20 protein-coding genes are annotated in these 17,683 nt (G+C 67.1%); 11 read left to right on the top strand and 9 right to left on the bottom strand.

The features are described from left to right. The first annotated feature begins 105 nt into the window (after window positions 1-105). Window positions 106-600: a DoxX family protein gene (locus ACYQ26_RS09150; protein ID WP_459808589.1), complete on the top strand. Its 495-nt coding sequence runs from the start codon at window positions 106-108 to the stop codon at window positions 598-600. Window positions 601-608: 8 nt separating this feature from the next. On the opposite strand, the gene ACYQ26_RS09145 is transcribed toward ACYQ26_RS09150, so the two are convergent. After that, window positions 609-1,304: a DUF502 domain-containing protein gene (locus ACYQ26_RS09145; RefSeq protein ID WP_459808588.1), complete on the bottom strand. Its 696-nt coding sequence runs from the start codon at window positions 1,302-1,304 to the stop codon at window positions 609-611. A 39-nt stretch (window positions 1,305-1,343) separates the two neighbouring features. After that, window positions 1,344-2,186, bottom strand: a complete 843-nt coding sequence (locus ACYQ26_RS09140; protein ID WP_459808587.1) for a proline dehydrogenase family protein — start codon at window positions 2,184-2,186, stop codon at window positions 1,344-1,346. A gap of 193 nt (window positions 2,187-2,379) precedes the next feature. On the opposite strand from ACYQ26_RS09140, the gene ACYQ26_RS09135 reads away from it, so the two are divergent. The 3 genes from ACYQ26_RS09135 to ACYQ26_RS09125 all read left to right on the top strand — a co-directional run bounded on the left by ACYQ26_RS09135 (window position 2,380) and on the right by ACYQ26_RS09125 (window position 4,073). Continuing rightward, window positions 2,380-2,925: a CDP-2,3-bis-(O-geranylgeranyl)-sn-glycerol synthase gene (locus tag ACYQ26_RS09135; RefSeq protein ID WP_459808586.1), complete on the top strand. Its 546-nt coding sequence runs from the start codon at window positions 2,380-2,382 to the stop codon at window positions 2,923-2,925. A 73-nt stretch (window positions 2,926-2,998) separates the two neighbouring features. After that, on the top strand, window positions 2,999-3,532 hold the full coding sequence (gene pyrE / locus ACYQ26_RS09130; protein ID WP_459808585.1) for an orotate phosphoribosyltransferase: 534 nt from the start codon (window positions 2,999-3,001) through the stop codon (window positions 3,530-3,532). A gap of 40 nt (window positions 3,533-3,572) precedes the next feature. Next, window positions 3,573-4,073 (top strand): NUDIX hydrolase, encoded by a 501-nt coding sequence (locus ACYQ26_RS09125; RefSeq protein ID WP_459808584.1) that lies wholly within the window; start codon window positions 3,573-3,575, stop codon window positions 4,071-4,073. Between the two features lie 28 nt (window positions 4,074-4,101). Here the strand turns inward: ACYQ26_RS09125 and ACYQ26_RS09120 are convergent, their stop codons facing one another. Next, window positions 4,102-4,761 carry a ribulose-1-phosphate aldolase gene (locus ACYQ26_RS09120; protein ID WP_459808583.1) on the bottom strand — a complete coding sequence of 220 codons (660 nt, stop codon included), beginning with the start codon at window positions 4,759-4,761 and terminating at the stop codon, window positions 4,102-4,104. Next, a complete protein-coding gene (locus ACYQ26_RS09115; protein ID WP_459808582.1) occupies window positions 4,758-5,477 on the bottom strand; it encodes a ribulose-1,5-bisphosphate 5-phosphatase in 720 nt (239 codons plus the stop codon). The genes ACYQ26_RS09120 and ACYQ26_RS09115 overlap by 4 nt, the downstream gene beginning before the upstream one ends. 330 nt (window positions 5,478-5,807) lie before the next feature. On the opposite strand from ACYQ26_RS09115, the gene thrS reads away from it, so the two are divergent. Beyond that, window positions 5,808-7,757, top strand: a complete 1,950-nt coding sequence (gene thrS, locus ACYQ26_RS09110) for a threonine--tRNA ligase (RefSeq protein ID WP_459808581.1) — start codon at window positions 5,808-5,810, stop codon at window positions 7,755-7,757. Between the two features lie 11 nt (window positions 7,758-7,768). On the opposite strand, the gene ACYQ26_RS09105 is transcribed toward thrS, so the two are convergent. Continuing rightward, window positions 7,769-8,401, bottom strand: a complete 633-nt coding sequence (locus tag ACYQ26_RS09105) for a methyltransferase family protein (RefSeq protein WP_459808580.1) — start codon at window positions 8,399-8,401, stop codon at window positions 7,769-7,771. Between the two features lie 180 nt (window positions 8,402-8,581). Between ACYQ26_RS09105 and ACYQ26_RS09100 the strand changes: the two genes are divergently transcribed. Both ACYQ26_RS09100 and ACYQ26_RS09095 read left to right on the top strand, forming a co-directional pair. Further along, window positions 8,582-9,319, top strand: coding sequence for a helix-turn-helix domain-containing protein (locus ACYQ26_RS09100; RefSeq protein ID WP_459808579.1), 738 nt, complete (start codon window positions 8,582-8,584; stop codon window positions 9,317-9,319). An 86-nt stretch (window positions 9,320-9,405) separates the two neighbouring features. Then, window positions 9,406-10,128 (top strand): phosphoribosyltransferase family protein, encoded by a 723-nt coding sequence (locus tag ACYQ26_RS09095; RefSeq protein ID WP_459808578.1) that lies wholly within the window; start codon window positions 9,406-9,408, stop codon window positions 10,126-10,128. A 30-nt stretch (window positions 10,129-10,158) separates the two neighbouring features. Here ACYQ26_RS09095 and ACYQ26_RS09090 read toward each other — a convergent pair whose 3' ends face one another. The 3 genes from ACYQ26_RS09090 to ACYQ26_RS09080 all read right to left on the bottom strand — a co-directional run bounded on the left by ACYQ26_RS09090 (window position 10,159) and on the right by ACYQ26_RS09080 (window position 12,840). Continuing rightward, on the bottom strand, window positions 10,159-10,593 hold the full coding sequence (locus tag ACYQ26_RS09090; RefSeq protein ID WP_459808577.1) for a universal stress protein: 435 nt from the start codon (window positions 10,591-10,593) through the stop codon (window positions 10,159-10,161). A gap of 131 nt (window positions 10,594-10,724) precedes the next feature. Beyond that, on the bottom strand, window positions 10,725-11,315 hold the full coding sequence (locus ACYQ26_RS09085) for a 50S ribosomal protein L15e (protein WP_459808576.1): 591 nt from the start codon (window positions 11,313-11,315) through the stop codon (window positions 10,725-10,727). 616 nt (window positions 11,316-11,931) lie between these two features. Beyond that, window positions 11,932-12,840, bottom strand: a complete 909-nt coding sequence (locus tag ACYQ26_RS09080; protein WP_459808575.1) for a serine/threonine-protein kinase RIO2 — start codon at window positions 12,838-12,840, stop codon at window positions 11,932-11,934. Window positions 12,841-13,108: 268 nt separating this feature from the next. On the opposite strand from ACYQ26_RS09080, the gene ACYQ26_RS09075 reads away from it, so the two are divergent. From ACYQ26_RS09075 to ACYQ26_RS09065, 3 genes are all read left to right on the top strand, one after another. Further along, window positions 13,109-14,281 (top strand): ABC transporter substrate-binding protein, encoded by a 1,173-nt coding sequence (locus ACYQ26_RS09075; RefSeq protein WP_459808574.1) that lies wholly within the window; start codon window positions 13,109-13,111, stop codon window positions 14,279-14,281. Continuing rightward, entirely contained in the window at window positions 14,274-14,552 is a 279-nt protein-coding gene (locus ACYQ26_RS09070; RefSeq protein ID WP_459808573.1) for a hypothetical protein, read from the top strand. Before ACYQ26_RS09075 ends, ACYQ26_RS09070 begins: the two co-directional genes overlap by 8 nt. Before the next feature lie 66 nt (window positions 14,553-14,618). Next, window positions 14,619-15,680, top strand: a complete 1,062-nt coding sequence (locus ACYQ26_RS09065) for a hypothetical protein (protein WP_459808572.1) — start codon at window positions 14,619-14,621, stop codon at window positions 15,678-15,680. A 42-nt stretch (window positions 15,681-15,722) separates the two neighbouring features. On the opposite strand, the gene ACYQ26_RS09060 is transcribed toward ACYQ26_RS09065, so the two are convergent. After that, window positions 15,723-16,493 (bottom strand): sugar phosphate isomerase/epimerase family protein, encoded by a 771-nt coding sequence (locus tag ACYQ26_RS09060; protein ID WP_459808571.1) that lies wholly within the window; start codon window positions 16,491-16,493, stop codon window positions 15,723-15,725. A 212-nt stretch (window positions 16,494-16,705) separates the two neighbouring features. On the opposite strand from ACYQ26_RS09060, the gene ACYQ26_RS09055 reads away from it, so the two are divergent. Next, a complete protein-coding gene (locus tag ACYQ26_RS09055) occupies window positions 16,706-17,614 on the top strand; it encodes a lipoate--protein ligase family protein (RefSeq protein WP_459808570.1) in 909 nt (302 codons plus the stop codon). Window positions 17,615-17,683 lie beyond the last annotated feature (69 nt).

Below are 17,683 nucleotides of genomic sequence, written 5' to 3'. Positions count from 1 at the left end.
GCGAGGAGTCCAGGCGTCAGGATCGACACCGCCGAACGCGGGGAGGAGAGCGCCACGCAAATGCCACGTCGAAAACTAACCGGTCGGATCGTCGTCTCTCGAGTGATGCGATCACTACTCCAGCTACCGCGCTCGCGCTCGCGTTCTCGAGGACGATCCGAGACCGAATCCGTCTCCCGGCCGGGTACGAGCGCCGGCGGGGAGACCGACTCGATCGCCGACGATCCGCTGTTCCGCCTCGGCCGTGCCATCTTCGGCGGCATCCTCGCGTTCACCGCGGCGGACAACCTCCGGAACTTAGAGGAGCGGGTCCAGTACGCCGACGCCAAGGACGCACCGGCGCCCGAGCGGTCGGTCCCCGCGATCAGCACGGCGCTGCTGGCCGGCGGGCTCGGCGTGGCGCTGTGGCGCCGGCCGGCCGCGGGCGCGGCCGCGATCGCGGGCTTCCTCGCGGGGACGACGCCCGTGATGCACGACTTCTGGAACGCGGACGACGAGACGGAGAAACAGCAGGAGCTCACCCACTTCCTCAAGAACGGCGCGCTGTTCGGCGCGGCGCTCGCGTTCATGACCCAGGGACGACGGCGAGACGAGCAGTAGCGCGGTCGTTAATCGTCGGCGTCCGACGCCTCTGCGTTCTTCTTCGTCGAGCCCGTCGCCTCGTCGACGACGTCGATCGAAACGCCGGCGTCCATCCCCCGGGTTCGGTCCGCGTCGCCGAACCCGGCGCTCAGGATCCGCGTCAGCGCGTCTTCGACGTCCTCGTCGAGTTCGTCGATCCGATCGGGCTTCACCTCGATGACGTACCCGGTCGTGATGTTCGGCGACGTCGGCAGGAACAGGATCTCGCGCCCGTCGTCGGTCACCTTCCCCGTCTTGAACGCCGTCATCCGGAGCCCCTCCCACACCTCGAGTTTGACCGGCTTCTGGAGGGATTCCTGTTCGCCGAAGGCAGTTTCGGCGGCCATCTTCGACGCGTTGTAGACGACGCGGATGACGGGAACGCGGTTCGCGACGTTGTCGAGGAGCCGTTCGACGAGGCTCCCAACGGTGGTCCGCATGAGGTAGCCGACGGAAAAGGTGAGGATCGTAAAGACGGTCAGCGCGACGACGACCCGCAGGAACTGGGCGAGCTGTTCTCGCGTTTGCGCGTTGCCGAGCGGCTCGAGCGCTTCGGGTTTGAGTATAATCCCGGGCGTGACGCCGGCTATGAGGCCGTAGAGCCAGTAGAGGGCGTAGAGAGTGACGAGAATCGGGCCGAGGACGATGAGCCCGCTCGCGAAGTCCCGCTTCCACGAAGCCATGTGGTGTGACTCTCACCATGGGCTAATGAGCCCTTCCCTTTAGCGCCCGAGCACCGCCCGGAGGGCGAACCGCAGGTTCTCCGTCCGTTCCATCGCGCGCCGGTAGAAGTACGACTTCCAGCGCGGGCCGTAGGGCACGTACTGCCAGACCGGATACTCCGTAGCGAGCTCGTACTGCGCGTCCTCGCGGACGCCCATGAGCATCTGAAACTCCACGTCGGTGCCGTACTCGTCGTGTAACGCGATCGCGCGCTCGATCATCGCCGGATCGTGGCTCCCGACCGCGATCGTCGGCCCGTCGCCGTAGTGTGCGAAGGCGTACTCGAGCAGCGCCTCGTACTCGCGGTTGACCCGCTCGGCGTCCTTGTAGGCGATATCGGCCGGCTCGTCGTAGGCGCCCTTGACGAAGCGGACCTTTCCGGGGACGTCGGCGAGCCGTTCGACGTCGTCGCGGGTCCGCTTGAGATTCGCCTGGACACAGACCCCCACACCGCCGTCATACTCGCGGGCGAGGTCCTCGAAGGCGTCGAGCGTCGCGTCGGTGGTCGCGTGATCCTCCATGTCGATCCAGACGAAGACGTCGCGGTCGGCCGCCGCCTCGACGACGCCGGCGAGCTCCTCGCGGAACACGTCCTCGCCGAGGCCCAGCCCCAGCTGGGTCGGCTTGACCGAGATGCAGGCCTCGAGGTTCGAGCCCGCGATGTCGCCGACCAGCGCCCGGTACTCCGCCGCGTCCGAGCGGACGGGCGGGCGCTCGTCGTAGTGTTCGCCCAGCAGGTTGACGATCGCCTTGACGTTGCGGCCGTTGAGCCGGCGGACGTGCTCGAGGGCTTCCGCGGGCGACTCGCCCGCGACGAACCGGTCCGCGATCGGCGGAATCATAGCCGAGGTATCGACGGCCGGACGTAAGGTGTTTGGTGTCCGTGAAAGTACGTGCAGCGGACCGGTACGGGCGACGGCCGCGGTGCGCTCGAGCGGGACTCATCGCTCGCCGGCGACTCGACATTGCTATCGGCCCCGCCGCGGCGACGGGAAACCACCGGCGATTAAGACGCGGGGGTTCGTCCCCGCGGATATGACGCTACTCGAGACTGTCGTCGTCGCCTTCTGGGCGATGCTGCCGGCCTACGTCCCCAACAACGCCGCGGTGCTGGCCGGCGGCGGGCGACCGATCGACGGCGGCCGCACCTGGGGCGACCGGCGGGTCCTCGGGGACGGGAAGACCTGGCGCGGTACGGCGACGGGGATTCTCGCGGGGCTCGCGCTGGCGGCCGCGCTGACCGTTCTCGCGCCGGCCGTCAGCGACGCGCTCGGGTTCGACGTGCCCGGGTTCGAGCCGCTCGCGGCCCTCGGCCTCGCCGCCGGGGCGATGCTCGGCGACATCCTCGCGTCCTTTCTCAAGCGCCGGACCGGCCGCCAGCGCGGTGCGATGTTCCCCGGACTCGACCAGCTCGACTTCGTGGTCGTCTCCCTGCCGCTGACCGCCCTGCTCGCGACCGACTGGTTCCGCGACGTGTTCACGTGGGACGTCATTCTCGTCGTCGTCGTGGTCACGCCGATCCTGCACGTCTCGACGAACGTGATCGCGTACAAGCTCGGCCTGAAGAGCGAACCCTGGTAGTCGGAGCCGGGGCAGGTCGATCCGCGGCGCGGTTCCACACCGCTTATTTCGTCGGGGCACGCGCGTTCGAGCAATGACGAACCAGGAACTCATCGATGCGCTCCGAGACGCGGAGGCCGTCAAGTTCGGCGAGTTCGAACTCTCCCACGGCGGCACCAGCGAGTACTACGTCGACAAGTACCTCTTCGAGACCGATCCGACCTGCCTCGAGGCCATCGCCGAGGCCTTCGCCGAGCGGATCGAACCCGACGACAAACTCGCGGGCGTCGCGCTGGGCGCCGTTCCCCTTGCAGCGGCCACGAGCGTCGCGGCCGACGCCCCCTACGTCATCGCGCGCAAGCAGCGCAAGGACTACGGCACGGCCAACCTGATCGAGGGCCGCCTCGAGGAGGGCGAGGAGGTCGTCGTCTTAGAGGACATCGTGACGACCGGGACGAGCCTCGTGGACGCGATCGAGGCGCTGCGCGAGGCGGGCGCGACCGTCGAGCGCGCGCTGGTCGTGGTCGACCGGCAGGAAGGCGGCCGCGAGAACGTCGAGGACGCTGGCGTCGAGATGGAGGCGCTGGTGACTGCGGAGGAGCTGCTGGCGGACGCTGAGCGGGACTGATCACAGCGACATCGTTTCTACTCACCCTCGAGCGATCAGGATGACCGTCGACGTTCCGTCGCACGTGCCGCGAGAGCAGCAGACGATCAGCCTCTCGCCGTCGAACCTCGGGGCGTTTCGGGAGTGGACCGTCGAGGGAACCGGACTGACGGCCGCCGCCCGCGTCACCGATTCCGACGGTCGGATCGCCCTCGTCAAGAACCGCTGGTCTAACGGCTGGATCGTCCCCGGCGGCGCGGTCGAACCGGGCGAGGCCCCCGCCGACGCCGCGCGGCGCGAGGTGCGCGAGGAGACGGGGCTCGAGGCGACGATCGACGATCCGCTGTTCGTGATCGATCAGACGTACGTTTGCGAGACTGCGGACGGCGAGACTCGACTGTCGGCGCAGTTCCTCGTGTTCGAGGCCCGTGCAGACGGAGATATTCCCGACCCCGAGCAGTTAGGCGTCGAACGGGACGAGATCAGGGCGGCACGGTGGTTCGAGACGCTGCCGCCGAACCTGCACGAGGGCGACCTGTTTCGACCGCACCTCCGAGAATAACTATCCTGGACGGCGCTACCGCCGGCTCTCACTGCCCGTACGACTCGAACTGCTCGAGCACCGTCTCGAGTTGGTCGTCCGAGAGCGGCTGCGGTTCCAGTCCCGCCGACCGGGACTCGAGGTAGAGCCGCGCGAGGCTCTCGACGTGGTGAGTGTTCTCGAGGGCGGTCTCCAGATCGGGGGCGGTGACGACGAGGCCGTGGTTCTCGATGAGCGCGGCCGTCGAGTCGGCTTCGGTCATCGCGGTCACGATGTTTTCGGCGAGTTCGTCGGTCCCATAGGGGGCGTACTCGGCGACCGGAACCCGTTTGCCGACCGCGACGATCATGTAGTGGATCGGCGGCAGCGGCTGATCTGCAACGGCGAGCGCCGTCGCCCACGGCGAGTGGGTGTGGACGATCGCGCCGACGTCCTCGCGCCGGTAGATGGCGCTGTGCATCGGCACCTCGCTGCTGGGGGCCATCTCCCCGGCCAGTCGCTCGCCGTCGGTGGCGACGACCGGCACGTCTTCGGCGTCGAACCCGTCGTAGGGGACGCCGGTCGGGGTGATCGCGAAGGCGTCTCCGGGTCCGGCGTCGGTGCCGTCGCCGCGACCGCGAACGCTCAGGTTCCCCGTCCGACCCGGCGTGAGGTCGGCCAACTCGGACGCGTGCTCGACGACTGCTCGGCGCTCGGTCTCGAGGATCACGATACTAGATCGGTTAGGTCTCCGAGAGTATCTATGCTGTGATCAGCTTCCCGTTCCGCGGCAGCGCGTTCCGCCGATTCGTTCGCGTCCGACTCCTCGCTCGGATCGAACAGCACCGTCTCGAGGCCGACCGCGTTCGCGCCGACGATGTCGGCCTCGAGGTCGTCGCCGACCATCACCGCCTCCGACGCTCGGCAGTCGAGTCGTGCGAGCGGCAGCGTGAACATGACCGACGCGGGCTTCTCCTGCCCGGTCTCCTCGGACGTGAGCACGAGGTCGACGTCGTCGGTCAGCCCCAGCGCCTCGAGTTTCGCGAGCTGAATCGCCGCCGTGAGGTTGGTCGTGATCGCGATATCGATGCCTCGCTCCTGCAGTTCCTCGAGGGTCGCTTTGGCGTCCGGGACGAGGCTCATCTCCTCGAGGTAGGCGCTCCAGTAGGCGTCGCCGAGCGCCAGCGCGTCGCCCGGTTGCGGTTCGCCGGTGTGGAGCTCGAGGGCGCGCTTGAAGTAGAGGTAGCGCTCGTGGGAGGCGGCGGTCCCGCCGGCGTCGAGTTTCACCTCGCGGCGGCCCGCCTGGTAGAACTCGGTGAACGACTCGTGATCGAGGTCGTACCCCAACTCCTGGGCCCGCTCGAGCGCGGCGGTTTGTCCCGCGCGGTTACACGGCGGGTACGGGTACAGCGTATTGTCGAGGTCGAAGAGCACGGCGGCTGCCATGCGCTACCAGTTGCACGGCAGCGAGAAACGAGTACCGGTCTCGGTACCGACTGCCCGAAGGGCAAGATAGCGACGCGGCGCCACGACCGACGTCGCCGCGTTCGCAGCCCATCACAACGTTTTTAACCTGCTCGAGACTACCCGTATCCACGATGGTAGGTGTCCGCTTTACAGGGGCGTTTGCCCGCTTCTAATCCATACCCACACCTACCGCTCGCTGTGTCGCCGTCGAAGGACCGACAGAGCCGAGCGGCCCGGGCGGACCACCCGCCGAACTTCTCACAGAAGTTCCCGGATCAGTTACAGCCATAGCCACAGCTACACCCACACATGTCAGAATCAGATTCACAGGAGCAGATCGCAGTCGTACTGCCGGACGGATCGGAACTCGAAGTCGACGCCGGCGCGACCGTCGAGGACTGCGCCTACGAGATCGGGCCGGGCCTCGGCAGCGACACCGTCGCCGGCAAGTTAGACGGCGACCTCGTCGCCAAGGAGGAACCCGTCTACGACGGCGCCGAACTCGAGATCGTCACCGATGGGTCCGAGGAGTATCTCGACGTCATGCGCCACTCCGCCGCGCACTGTCTCGCCCAGGCCGTCGAGCGCCTGTACGACGAGGACGAGGTCAAACTCGCGATCGGGCCGCCGACCGACGAGGGCTTCTACTACGACTTCGACAACCTGGACGTCGACGAGGACGACCTCGAGGACCTCGAGGCCGAGATGGAGTCCATCGTCGAGGAGGACTACGAGATCGAGCGCGAGGAGGTCTCGATCGAGGAGGCCGAACAGCGCCTCGAGGACGAGCCTTACAAGCTCGAACTGCTCGAGGAGTTCGCCGAGGAGGGCGACACGGTCACCTTCTACTCGCAGGGCGAGTGGGAGGACCTCTGTGCCGGGCCGCACGTCGACTCGACGGGCGAGATCGGCGCCGTGAAACTGCTCGAGATCGCCGGCGCCTACTGGCGCGGCGACGAAGAAAACGAGATGCAGACCCGCATCTACGGGACGGCCTTCGAGGACGAGAGCGATCTCGAGGACTTCCTCGAGCGTAAACGGGAGGCCGAGAAGCGCGACCACCGCCGGATCGGCAACGAGATGAACCTGTTCTCGATCCAGGACGTCACCGGCCCCGGCCTTCCCCTCTACCATCCGCCCGGCAAGACCGTCCTCAAGGAACTCGAGGACTTCGTCGAGGACCTGAACAAGGACGCGGGCTACGAGTACGTCGAGACGCCCCACGTCTTCAAGACGGATCTCTGGCACCGGTCGGGCCACTACGAGAACTACCAGGACGACATGTTCATCTTCGACGTCGGCGACGACGAGTTCGGCCTGAAGCCGATGAACTGTCCCGGCCACGCCGCCATCTTCCAGGACCAGTCCTGGTCGTATCGTGACCTCCCGATCCGCTACGCCGAGAACGGCAAGGTCTATCGGAAGGAACAGCGCGGCGAACTCTCCGGCCTCTCGCGGGTCTGGGCGTTCACCATCGACGACGGCCACTTGTTCGTCCGCCCCGACCAGATCGAGCAGGAGGTCGAACAGATCATGGACATGATCACGGACGTCCTCGAGACGTTCGACCTCGAGTACGAGATGGCGCTGGCCACGCGACCCGAGAAGTCGGTCGGCTCCGACGAGATCTGGGAGAAGGCCGAGTCGCAACTCGAGTCCGTCCTCGAAGATCACGGCCACGAGTACGAGGTTGAGGAAGGCGACGGCGCCTTCTACGGGCCGAAGATCGACTTCGCGTTCGAGGACGCCATCGGCCGCTCGTGGGACGGCCCGACGGTCCAACTCGACTTCAACATGCCCGAGCGGTTCGACCTCTCCTACGTAGGCGAGGACAACGAGGAACACCGCCCGGTCATGATCCACCGCGCGCTGTACGGCAGCTATGAGCGGTTCTTCATGATGCTCATCGAGCACTACGAGGGCCGCTTCCCGCTGTGGCTCGCGCCCGAACAGGTCCGCGTGCTGCCGATCTCCGACGAGAACCTCGGCTACGCCCACCAGGTCGCCAACGAGTTCGACGACTTCCGCGTCGAGGTCGACGACCGCGACAGCACGCTCGAGCGCAAGATCCGCGCGGCCCACGACGACCGCGTTCCCTACCAGATCATCGTCGGCGACAACGAGGAAGAAGCCGGCAACATCTCGGTTCGGGACCGCTTCGAGGATCAGGAATACGACGTCGAGATCGAGGAGTTCAGGGAGCACCTCGAGAGCGAAATCGAGGAGCAGCGGACCCAGCCTGACTTCCTGCAGGACTGACCGCGGCCCCGTCAGTCGCTGACAGACAGTTCTTCTGTTTCGTCGTCGCTTTCGCTTTCACCGTCGACGAGTTCGCGAACCGTTCGGCTGCCGACGAACCGCGGCACGCGCTCGGCGTACCGCTCGTACTCCTCGCCGTACCGCTCGCACAGCCACGGCTCCTCGGCGAACGGCAGCGAGAGCCACCAGAACAGGTAGATCGCGCAGACGACGGCCACGGGCGCGGAGTTCGCCAGCAGCGCGAACCCGACCGTCGCGACGACGTAGCCGACGTACTGGGGATTCCTCGAGTAGCGGTACCAGCCGCCGGTTCGTAGGTCGCCGGCCAGTCCCTTCGTCTCCTCGACGCCGAGGTCCAGTCCGGCCGCGATGGCGACGGCGTAGCCGGCGACGAACAGCGCGGCGCCGACGGCAAGCGTTGGCCCCCGCGGCAGGCCGAGGCTGTTCCAGGTGAGATACGTGAGCGCGAGCATGACGACGTTGAGCGAGTGCGAGATGCCCCAGTGAACGTAGTAGCTCCAGTTGCGCTCGCCGGGCGGCCAGTACGAGACCATGCCTAACGCGCTGGCGACGATTCCCGTGAGGTTCGCGAGTGCGAGGCCGACTCCGGCGACGAACACTGCACTCGTCAGCGCGTCGGTCATCGGTGCACCACCGTCCCCATCGTCGGCAACTCGAGCGTCCGCAACTGTATCGGATCGACTGACGGGAGCCGTGTTCTATCGAGCGTCATGTGCGCACGTCGGCCGGCGATCGATCTGTCGCTTCTCACGGACACACTAGGGAATTTATGTGCGAGCCGGTCCGTCATCGATTCACTGCCGATGAAGTACCTCGACGTTCGACTCCGCCAGCCCGATCGGATGCTCCACCCCATGCAGCGGTTCATCCGCGAGGAAGACGCCGTCCGCTACGAGGAACTGCGCACGTGGAACATCCTCGGCCCGGAGGGCGACCGCGAGTACGAACTGTTCTACGCCGAGGCCGACCGGGAAGCGTACGTCGAGGCCATCGAGGCCGTCGAGTCGGTCCGCTGGTACGACCTGACGCCGATCGACGAGGACTCGTTCTACGTCTACGTCTGTCAGGAGACCCGCGAGGAGGACGTTCGCTGGCGGCAATCGTTCGCCGCGCTCGATCTCGTAATCGTCCCGCCCGTGATCTACGATTCCGAGGCCGCGTTCTACATGACCGTCGTCGGCGCCGGCGAGGACCTCCAGGCGATGCTCGAGGGGCTTCCCGACGAGATCGACGTCACCGTCCGGGCGATCGGGGAGTACGATCGCCATCACGCGCCGTTGACCGGCGATCTCACCGAACGGCAACTCGAGGCCGTCGCGGCCGCCGTCGACGTCGGCTACTACGAGGTGCCCCGCGAGGCGGGCGTCGAAGCCGTCGCCGAGCGGCTGGACTGCGCCTCGAGTACGGCCGCGACGCTGCTCCAGAAGGCGCAGGCGCGGGTGATGCGCCGACTCGTCCAGCAACGCGGACGAGGCCCGCTCGAGGACGGGTCGGACGTCCCCGCCACAGCGAGCGAACCCGTCGACTCCGATCGCGGCTAACACGTTCGGCGAGGACACGGATGTGACCATCTCACACGCGGGTACCGATCGAAACCCCCATAGTTGCAGGATCGTGCACATAAACTATGAACAGAGCAGAGAAGGCAGCCCTCCAGTTGCGGGCCGTCGACGTGTTGCGAATGCTGAAGGAGACGCGGACCTACGACGAACTCGCGGAGACGACGGGGCTCCCGGCCGGCGATCTTAACCGGTACGTCAACGGGCACGTTCTCCCCGGCACCGACCGGGCCCGCGAGATCGTCGAGGATCTCGGCCGGGAAGCGCTCGCTTCCGAGCTCAACGCGCGTATTCGCGTCGACGAGGAGGGGTACGTCGACAACTCCGCCGCGGTCTTCGATCAGCCGTTCCTCGACCTCGTCGCGCCCGTCGTCGCCGAGGGGTTCGACTTCGACCGGCCGGACGTCGTGCTCACCGCCGCGACCGACGGGATCACGCTCGCGGCGTCGCTGGCGAGCTACTACGGCGTCCGCTGCGCCTATGCGAAAAAGAGCAAGGAAACCGCCGTCGAGGAGTTCATCGAGGCCCGCCAGCGGCTCCAGTCGGGGATCGAACTGACGTACTATCTGCCGGAGTCGGCCATCGATTCCGGCGAATCCGTGCTCGTCGTCGACGACCTCATCCGCTCGGGCGAGACCCAGGAGCTCCTGCTCGATATCGTGACGACCGCACGGGCCGACGTCGCCGGCGTCTTCGCGCTCATCGCGGCCGGCGACGACGGCATCGAACGCGCTCGAGAGCGCACGGACGCGCCGGTCGGCGCGCTGACGACGGTCGAGGATCGCGAGTAACGCCGTCCGATCTCGAGACAGCCGATCGGATTAGCGAACGATCGTCACCGGTACCGGCGACCGCCGGGCGACCGTCTCTGCGACGCTACCGAGGAGAATTCTGCTCGCTCCCGTTCGGCCGTGGCTGCCGATCACGATGTGGTCGACGTCGTGTTCGTCCGCATAATCGACGATCGACCGCGAGACGCCGCCGACGACGTGGTCCGTCTCGATCTCGACGCCATGCTCGGCCGCCTCCTCGCGGGCCTCCTCGAGCAGGGTCTCGGCTCGCTCCTCGTGGTGTTCCTGCAGTTGGTCGTAGTTGGCCACCGTCCCGCCCTCGACGCCCGTCGCGGCGTAGAAATCGCCCGGATCGAGGACGTGCAAGGCGATGATCTCGGCGTCCGGGTACTCGGTGGAGGCGAACTCGAGGGCCTCGGTCGATTGCTTCGAGTCGTCGATCGGAACGAGCACGCGGTTTGGCATGCCCGACAGTACGCCGGTCGGGACTTAAGTTCCTTCCACAGTTGGCACTGATCGGGAACGTGACGGCGACTCGAAAAATCGGAGAGTGAACTGCGGCGTCGAAAACCGACTGCTCGGCGATGCGAAGCGGGTTACTTCGCGCGGCCTCGTCCGCCGGTGTTGGACGGACGGACCTTCTCGGCGCCCTTGCCGCGGTTGTTGAGACCGCGGTTGTCCTTGCCGGCGTTCGTCAGTCCGCGGAACGCGCGGTTCTGGTGGGCGTCGTCGCAGATCCAGTTGAGGTCGTCGTCGTTCTCGATCGCCGGGTGGTTCGGATCCACGAGGATCACTTCGAACCACTTCTGGCTGCCGTCTTCGCCGACCCAGTAGCTGTTGAGCACCCGCAGGTTGGGGTACTTCCGGGAGACGCGCTCCTCGCCGATGCGCTGGATGTTCTTGCGCCGCCCGATGCGGTTGACACCCTGGCGCTTGGATCGGCGACCGGCCTTGAAGCGTCGCTTGCGGGCGGTCCCTTTACGGACCGACACGCGGGCCACGACGATGCCCTGCTTGGCCTTGTAGCCGAGTTCGCGCGCCTTGTCGAGGCGGGTCGGGCGCTCGATGCGCTCGATGGCGCCCTGCTTGCGCCACTCCTGCTTTCGCTGCCACTGCAGCTCCCCGAGCTTGCCGTCGTCGGGGTCCTTCCATGCGTCCTTGATGTGGGAGTAGAAGCTCCGTGCCATGCGTATCACCTGCGGGCGTTTCCTGGTTCAATCTCGATCCTCGAGATCACATCCCGACCTGTGGCCGCGCCGCGTCGACCGCGACGCCGCGTGACAGGTGCCCGCTGGCGCCCGCGACCCAGCGAGTTGCCCGAACGTACCCATCGTTCCCGTATAAGCGCTTCGAACCGCCGAAACGGGGTGTGGTTCCGTATCCCCATCCCATCGCGTCGACCGACTGCACGACCGGAGTGGTCAGATAAACAATGTGAATAGGTGTGTAGATGTGGAAAATGGTCCCCGAACGGTCGCCGGCGATACTTTGTACGTCGGGGCGGACGATCGGTCTGCGCGCTTCGCGACGCGGTTTGAGGCCGTTTGCGTTGCTTTTTCTCGAGCGATCGGCCGAATGCGAACGTCGCTCGTCGATCCGGCGACTCGGATCGCTACTCGATCGCCCCCAATTTCGTATATCGATATTAGATTTATCACCGGAAATTGGCGATCCGCATTGAACTGGAGCGGACGCCCACAGGAACGGCGATATCGCTGAAAACCGTCGGCGATTCCGCTGCACGTTCGATTCGCCGATCGCAGAACGAGCGACCTGGCCGCGGCTTCGGAAACGAGAGGGCCGCTAGTCGATAAACGTCACCGAGTCGAACGCCTCGTCTTCGATCGCGCGGGCGATCTCCTCGGCCTCGAGGTCGTCCGGGACGTGCTGGGGGTACTTGCGCCGGAAGTAGCCGATCGCGTTCGAGAGGTCCCGCCGGAGGAAGTCCGCGGCGTTTTCGTGATCGGTCGGGACGGCCTGGGGCCAGTCGAAGATCGTCACGCCCGCCTCGCTGACGAAGACGTTGTACTCGCTCATGTCCGCGTGGACGTAGCCGTGCTCGTGTGCGCGCGCGATCTCGGACAGCAGGAGATCGAGGACGCCGAGCACCTGGTCGTCGTCGAGTTTCGTCCGCGAGAGCTCGACGCCGTCCATCTTCTCCATGACGATGGCGTGGCGGTTCTGGTCGATCGGCCGCGGCACCGAGACGTCCGGGTACAGCTCCTCGAGGATGTCGGACTCGCGCTCGGCTGCCTTCCGGGCGGTGTACATCCAGGAGACGTGCTCCCGATCGGACGCGTAGTCGCGTTCCTTGTGGACCTCCCGGAAGTTGGTGTACCCCTCGCGGTGGTACTTCAGCGCGAGCGGCTTGTACGACCGGACCTCGTAGACGTCGCTCTCCTTGCCGACGCCGAGGGGGGAGCCGAACTCGGAGATGGTGTCGCGCTGGACGAGCGCCCGCAGCGCGAGCGTATCGTACCCTTCGAACTGGAGGGTGTATCCCTCGTACTGGATGGTCTTTTTCTCGATCAACCCGCGCTTGAGACAGCGCTCGAGGCGGTAGTCGACCTCCTCTTCGGTCAGGTTCGCGAACTCCGGGAGCTTCTCCCGCTGGACCCACTCGGAGAAGCGCATCCCCTGCTCGACCCCCGACAGGAGATAGAAGTCTTCCTCCTCGAGTTCCGGGAGTAACCCGGCGACGTTCCGCACCATAGCGTCGGGTAGCCGGCGAGTACGTAAAAACGTCGTGACGCGCGCTCGAGGCAATCGGGATCGATCGTCGGTTCGAGACGGCTTTCGAGCGATTGGGACGGCCGGTATCCGGCGATCGCCACGGCATAAACTGAATTCCGATATACGAAATCGATCCGAACCGGTTCACTGCGATCGGTGCGGAGCCGCTCGAGACGCGCCGTCGGTATCGATTTAGGTTCGCCTAACATTCGAAAGCGATTTAGTTATTTAGGCGAGCCTAAAGAGCATGCGCGACGCGAGACAGACCGACGCACCGACGCGACGGGAGGCGATCAAGTACGGCGGCGCGGCCGTGGGCGGGAGCCTCCTCGCTGGCTGTACCGGCGGGAACGGGTCGGACGCGCCCGGCGACTCGAACGAGGCCGCCTTGACGAACGAGTCGGCCGGAGAATCGGACGGCTCGTACTCGGTGACGATGGAGCCGGTCGGGACCGTGGAGTTCGACGAGGTCCCGGAGACGTGGGTCCCCTACACCGGCGACTACGCCGACATGGGCGTCGCGCTCGGCCAGGCCGACGGGCTCGCCGCGATCGGCGTCCGGGCACGGTTTGGAACGCACCTCTACGAGGAGCTCCCGGACGTTTCGGTCGACGAGGGCGAACTCGCCGAACTCTGGCAGGACGGCACCGGGAAAGAACGGTTCTACGAACTCGGCGCGGACGTTCACCTCATCGATCCGAACTTCATGATCAACCGCCTCGAGTGGGACCGACGCGACGTCGACGAGATCGCCGCGCAGGTCGGCCCGTTCGTCGGCAACACGAGTTTCACGCGCGTCTACGACTGGCACGACTACCGGTACTACGGCCTGTACGAGGCTTTCGAGAAGGTCGCCGAGGTGTTCCAGGAGCGGGCCCGCTACGAGGCCTTCGCGGAACTGCACGACGAGGTCGTGTCGGACGTCCGGTCGCGATTGCCCGCGGAGACGCCCGACGTCGCGGTCCTGTACCCGGCCGAGGTCCCGCCCGAGTCGTTCTACCCGTACCGCATCGGCGACGGCATCCAGTCCAAACACTGGCGCGACCTCGCGGTCGGCGACGCGCTCGCCGATCACGGCGTCACCGACGCGCAGGCCGGCGGCGGCGAAATCGACTACGAGACCCTGCTCGAGATCGATCCGGACGTCCTCGCGATCAGGCTGCAAGGGGAGATCACCGAGGAGTACTTCGAGTCGGAGATCGCCTCGCACCTTCGCGATCACGAGGTCGCCAGCGAGTTGCAAGCGGTTCAGAACGATCGGATCGTCTACGGCGGGCTCACGTACCAGGGGCCGATCATCCACCTGTTCCAGCTCGAGCGGGCCGCCCAGGGGCTCTATCCCGACGAGTTCGGCGACGAACAGCTGTTCGACCGCCAGCGGGTCGCGGACATCGTCACGGGGGCGTTTGACGATGAGTGAGAGCGAGCGTGAGCGGGACGCCGACAGCGAGCGCGGGGCCGGGGACGAATCGGCAGCCGAAACGGCCGCGGAGGCCACCACGAGCAAGTCGTCGATGCGCGCCCGGTGCTGGACGATCGCGCACCGCTACCGCGAGCCGGCCGCGTACGGCATCCCCGAACTCCCGGCGTGGGACGTCCGCACCGGCCCGTCTGGCGCTCTCGCCTTCGCGGAGTCCGCGGATTCGGAGCCGTTCGTCCGGGCCGAACGGCCGGTTCGGGTGCGACGGTAGGGGCGTCGCCCTCGAGCGGAGTATTTATTAGTTAGTCGACAGAAGTCGCAGACACGATCGGTATCGATGGACGATTCGACAGCAGTCCCCGCGGCGGATCGGCTGACGGCCCTCATCGAGCGGCGCGAGCACGAGGCCGCGCGGACGTGCCTCGAGCGACTCGTCGACGCCGACCCCGAAGCGCGGAAGACGGCGCTTCGGGACCTCCGCACCCTCGTCGAGGGGGGAGCGACGGTTCGGCCGCTCGTCCCGACGCTCGAGCGGTTTCTCGCGGACGACGCCCGGGCGGTTCGGCTGACGACCGCAAAACTGTTCGTCGCCGTCGCCGAGAACGAGCCCGACGCCGTCGTCGCGGCGGTTCCCGCGCTCGGCGAGCGCCTCGCCGACGACGCGGAGTTCTACTACGTCCGCGCGCGCTGTGCCGAGGCGCTCGGGTACGTCGCACTCGAACACCCCGACGAGGTCGCCTCGCCCGAAATCCTCGCTGATCTGCGGATCGGTCTCTCGTTCGACGAGCCTGACGTCCGGCCGAAGCTGGCGAAAGCCCTCGCGTGCGTGGCCCTCGGCGAGCCGACGCGGCTTGCCCACCACGTCGACACCCTCGCCGAGTACCTCGACGACGAGCGCGACCTCGTCCGGTACCACCTCGCGACGGCGCTCGTCGCGATCGGCTGCGAGCGACCCGACGCGCTGGGCGAGGCGAGCGACGAACTCGCGGCGCGACTCGAGGACGAAACCGAAGACGACTACGTCCGCGGCCGCGCCGCGGAGGCGCTCGGACTGGTGGCCAGCGCGGACGGAGTCGGCGCCGATTCGGAGAGCGAAAGTGACGTCGAGGCGTCGGTGCTCCAGGCGGAGTTCGAGGTGCTCGAGGACGCCGAGACGGCGTTTCTCGCCGACCGCGCTCGGTACGCGGCCCGCGCGCTCGCCGTTCCCGACGCCGGTTCGGCGAGTGATGGATCGGGCGAGACCGCCCAGATCGGCGATATCGACGCGATTCGCAGCGAGACCGACGAGATCGCCGCAACCGTGTCGTCGCCGGACGACGACGGCGAGTGTCCCCACTGCGGACTCGCCCTGCCCGACGGCGCGCCGCCGATCTGTCCGCGCTGTGGCGCGCCGTACTGACCGCACGCCGCGGTCGCGGTGCTACTCGGCGTTCTCGCGGTGCTACTCGAGCGCGTTGATCGCCTCGCGCACGTTCCGTTCGGCGTCCGCGAGCGCTTCGACCGCTCGTTCTGCGGGCAGTTCGTACTCGATGAGCAGCGGGAGCGGACCGGCGTAGTCGGCGTGGTCGGCGAGTAGGCCGACGATCCGCTCGAGTTCGAGGACGCCGGCGCCCGGGAGCGCCTCGAGTTCCGCGTCGGAGGTGTCCTTGAGGTGGACGGCGACGATCCGGTCGCCGACCGCCGGGATCACGGCGGCGGGATCGACCGCCGCCGCGAGGAAGTGGCCGGTGTCGACGCAGACGCCCAGCCGCGAGTCGTCGTAGGTCTCGAGCACCGCGCGGACGTCGTCGATCGAGGAGAACACCCGCGAGAGGTCGTCGTGGTGGATCGACGAGTAGTTGTGGATCGCGACGTCGACCTCGAACTCGGCGCCGAGTTCGATCAGTTCCTCGGTGATGTCGTCGCGGTCCGGCGGGTAGTTGACCGTCACGTAGTCGGCGCCCAGCCGGGCCGCGAACGCGACGTACTCGCGGGCTTCGCCGGTGTCGGCGAGGTCGACGACGCCGTAGCCCCGAACGTCGAGGCCAGCGTCCTCGAGGTGGCGCTGGAGCGCAGCCAGGTCGTCGGCGTCGTCGGTCGGGGGGAAGTGGTCGGCCCAGAGCTCGAGCGTCGCGAGCTCGGTCGGCGACGCGGCGAGGCGCTCGAGGGCGATTTCGACGGGATCGTCACCGAAGACGACGCTCTGGACGCCGGGCTCGAACGGCTGTGACATGGCCCCAGTGGAACCGAGCGGTGCAAAAGCCTTCGGGAGGCGGACGGCGGCGGGAGGGTGGCAAGGCCGGTATGCGGGTTTATGCGCGGTCGACGTTCTGATCGAACTGCCAAGCCGGCGGTTGCGGTCGGCGAACTCGGTTCGCGTTCAGAACCGCGGGTCGCGGACGTCCGATCCCTAGTGCTAACCGCCTCGAGCGCAACTGCACGGGTATGAGCGACGCCACAGCCCGTTCGGACACCGACGACACGGACCTCTCGGATCGAGCGTGGCGGCTGATCCGCGACGAGCCCCGCGACGGCGCCACCCAGATGGCCCTCGAGGAGGTCGCCGCCGAAACGGCCATAGAGGACGGCGTCCGGACGGTCCGGACCTACTCCTGGGAACCGAGCACGCTCTCGCTTGGCTACCGGCAGGACGCTGAGACGGTCGACTGGGACTACTGCGAGCGCGAGGGGATCGACGTCACCCGCAGGCAGACCGGCGGGGGCGGGATCTACCACGACCGCTATGCGGACATCTCTTACACCATCGTCGCGCCGGCCGACGAGGTACCGGGCGACCTGATGGACTGTTACGCGCTGTTTTGCGAACCCGTCCTCGAGGCGTTCGACCGATTGGGCGTCGACGCCGACTTCGCGGCGACCGAACAGGAGGCGATCTACCAGCCCTCGTGTTACCTCCGGGATATCCATCCGGCCCACGACATCGTCGCGCCCGCGTCCGCACCCGCGGACGCGGACGAGACCGACGACTCGAGCGGGGATGCGGAACCGAAGAAGATCAGCGGCAACGCCCAGTACCGCCAGCGCGACGTCGTCATCCAGCACGGCTCGATCAGCTTCGACCTCGAGCCCGAGCGCCACGTCGGAGCCTTCGACGCCGACCTCGAGCCGGCGACGTTCGCCGAGCGCGTGACGAGCATCCGCGAGCAGGCGGGAGAGATCGACCGCGAGGAGGCGGTCGCGACGGTCGGCGACGCGCTCCGGGACTGGTGCGACGCCGACGAGGACGACTGGCGCGACAGCGAACTCGAGGCCGCCCGCGACCTCGCCGAGCGGAAGTACGGATCGGACGCGTGGGTTCGCGAGCGCGAGGTGCTCGAGGCGAGCGGGCGGTAGCGCGCAGTCGGCGGTACGGCCCGACGTACGGAGTACCGAAGTACCTATCACGAACCGGTACTGACGGAA

The organism is Halopiger thermotolerans, from assembly GCF_054654555.1.
The sequence above is the reverse complement of the archived record's forward strand: the minus strand, read 5'-3'. Positions and strand labels throughout refer to the sequence as shown.

Excerpts from the sequence above, each read along its gene's own strand:
- ACYQ26_RS09095 (WP_459808578.1), top strand. The coding sequence starts at position 9,406 with ATGAACAGAGCAGAGAAGGCAGCCCTCCAGTTGCGGGCCGTCGACGTG.
- ACYQ26_RS09055 (WP_459808570.1), top strand. The coding sequence starts at position 16,706 with ATGAGCGACGCCACAGCCCGTTCGGACACCGACGACACGGACCTCTCG.
- ACYQ26_RS09150 (WP_459808589.1), top strand. The coding sequence starts at position 106 with ATGCGATCACTACTCCAGCTACCGCGCTCGCGCTCGCGTTCTCGAGGA.
- ACYQ26_RS09145 (WP_459808588.1), bottom strand. The coding sequence starts at position 1,304 with ATGGCTTCGTGGAAGCGGGACTTCGCGAGCGGGCTCATCGTCCTCGGC.
- ACYQ26_RS09075 (WP_459808574.1), top strand. The coding sequence starts at position 13,109 with ATGCGCGACGCGAGACAGACCGACGCACCGACGCGACGGGAGGCGATC.
- ACYQ26_RS09125 (WP_459808584.1), top strand. The coding sequence starts at position 3,573 with ATGACCGTCGACGTTCCGTCGCACGTGCCGCGAGAGCAGCAGACGATC.
- ACYQ26_RS09135 (WP_459808586.1), top strand. The coding sequence starts at position 2,380 with ATGACGCTACTCGAGACTGTCGTCGTCGCCTTCTGGGCGATGCTGCCG.
- pyrE (WP_459808585.1), top strand. The coding sequence starts at position 2,999 with ATGACGAACCAGGAACTCATCGATGCGCTCCGAGACGCGGAGGCCGTC.
- ACYQ26_RS09100 (WP_459808579.1), top strand. The coding sequence starts at position 8,582 with ATGAAGTACCTCGACGTTCGACTCCGCCAGCCCGATCGGATGCTCCAC.
- ACYQ26_RS09080 (WP_459808575.1), bottom strand. The coding sequence starts at position 12,840 with ATGGTGCGGAACGTCGCCGGGTTACTCCCGGAACTCGAGGAGGAAGAC.
- ACYQ26_RS09065 (WP_459808572.1), top strand. The coding sequence starts at position 14,619 with ATGGACGATTCGACAGCAGTCCCCGCGGCGGATCGGCTGACGGCCCTC.
- ACYQ26_RS09105 (WP_459808580.1), bottom strand. The coding sequence starts at position 8,401 with ATGACCGACGCGCTGACGAGTGCAGTGTTCGTCGCCGGAGTCGGCCTC.
- ACYQ26_RS09090 (WP_459808577.1), bottom strand. The coding sequence starts at position 10,593 with ATGCCAAACCGCGTGCTCGTTCCGATCGACGACTCGAAGCAATCGACC.
- ACYQ26_RS09115 (WP_459808582.1), bottom strand. The coding sequence starts at position 5,477 with ATGGCAGCCGCCGTGCTCTTCGACCTCGACAATACGCTGTACCCGTAC.
- ACYQ26_RS09085 (WP_459808576.1), bottom strand. The coding sequence starts at position 11,315 with ATGGCACGGAGCTTCTACTCCCACATCAAGGACGCATGGAAGGACCCC.
- ACYQ26_RS09060 (WP_459808571.1), bottom strand. The coding sequence starts at position 16,493 with ATGTCACAGCCGTTCGAGCCCGGCGTCCAGAGCGTCGTCTTCGGTGAC.
- ACYQ26_RS09140 (WP_459808587.1), bottom strand. The coding sequence starts at position 2,186 with ATGATTCCGCCGATCGCGGACCGGTTCGTCGCGGGCGAGTCGCCCGCG.
- ACYQ26_RS09070 (WP_459808573.1), top strand. The coding sequence starts at position 14,274 with ATGAGTGAGAGCGAGCGTGAGCGGGACGCCGACAGCGAGCGCGGGGCC.
- thrS (WP_459808581.1), top strand. The coding sequence starts at position 5,808 with ATGTCAGAATCAGATTCACAGGAGCAGATCGCAGTCGTACTGCCGGAC.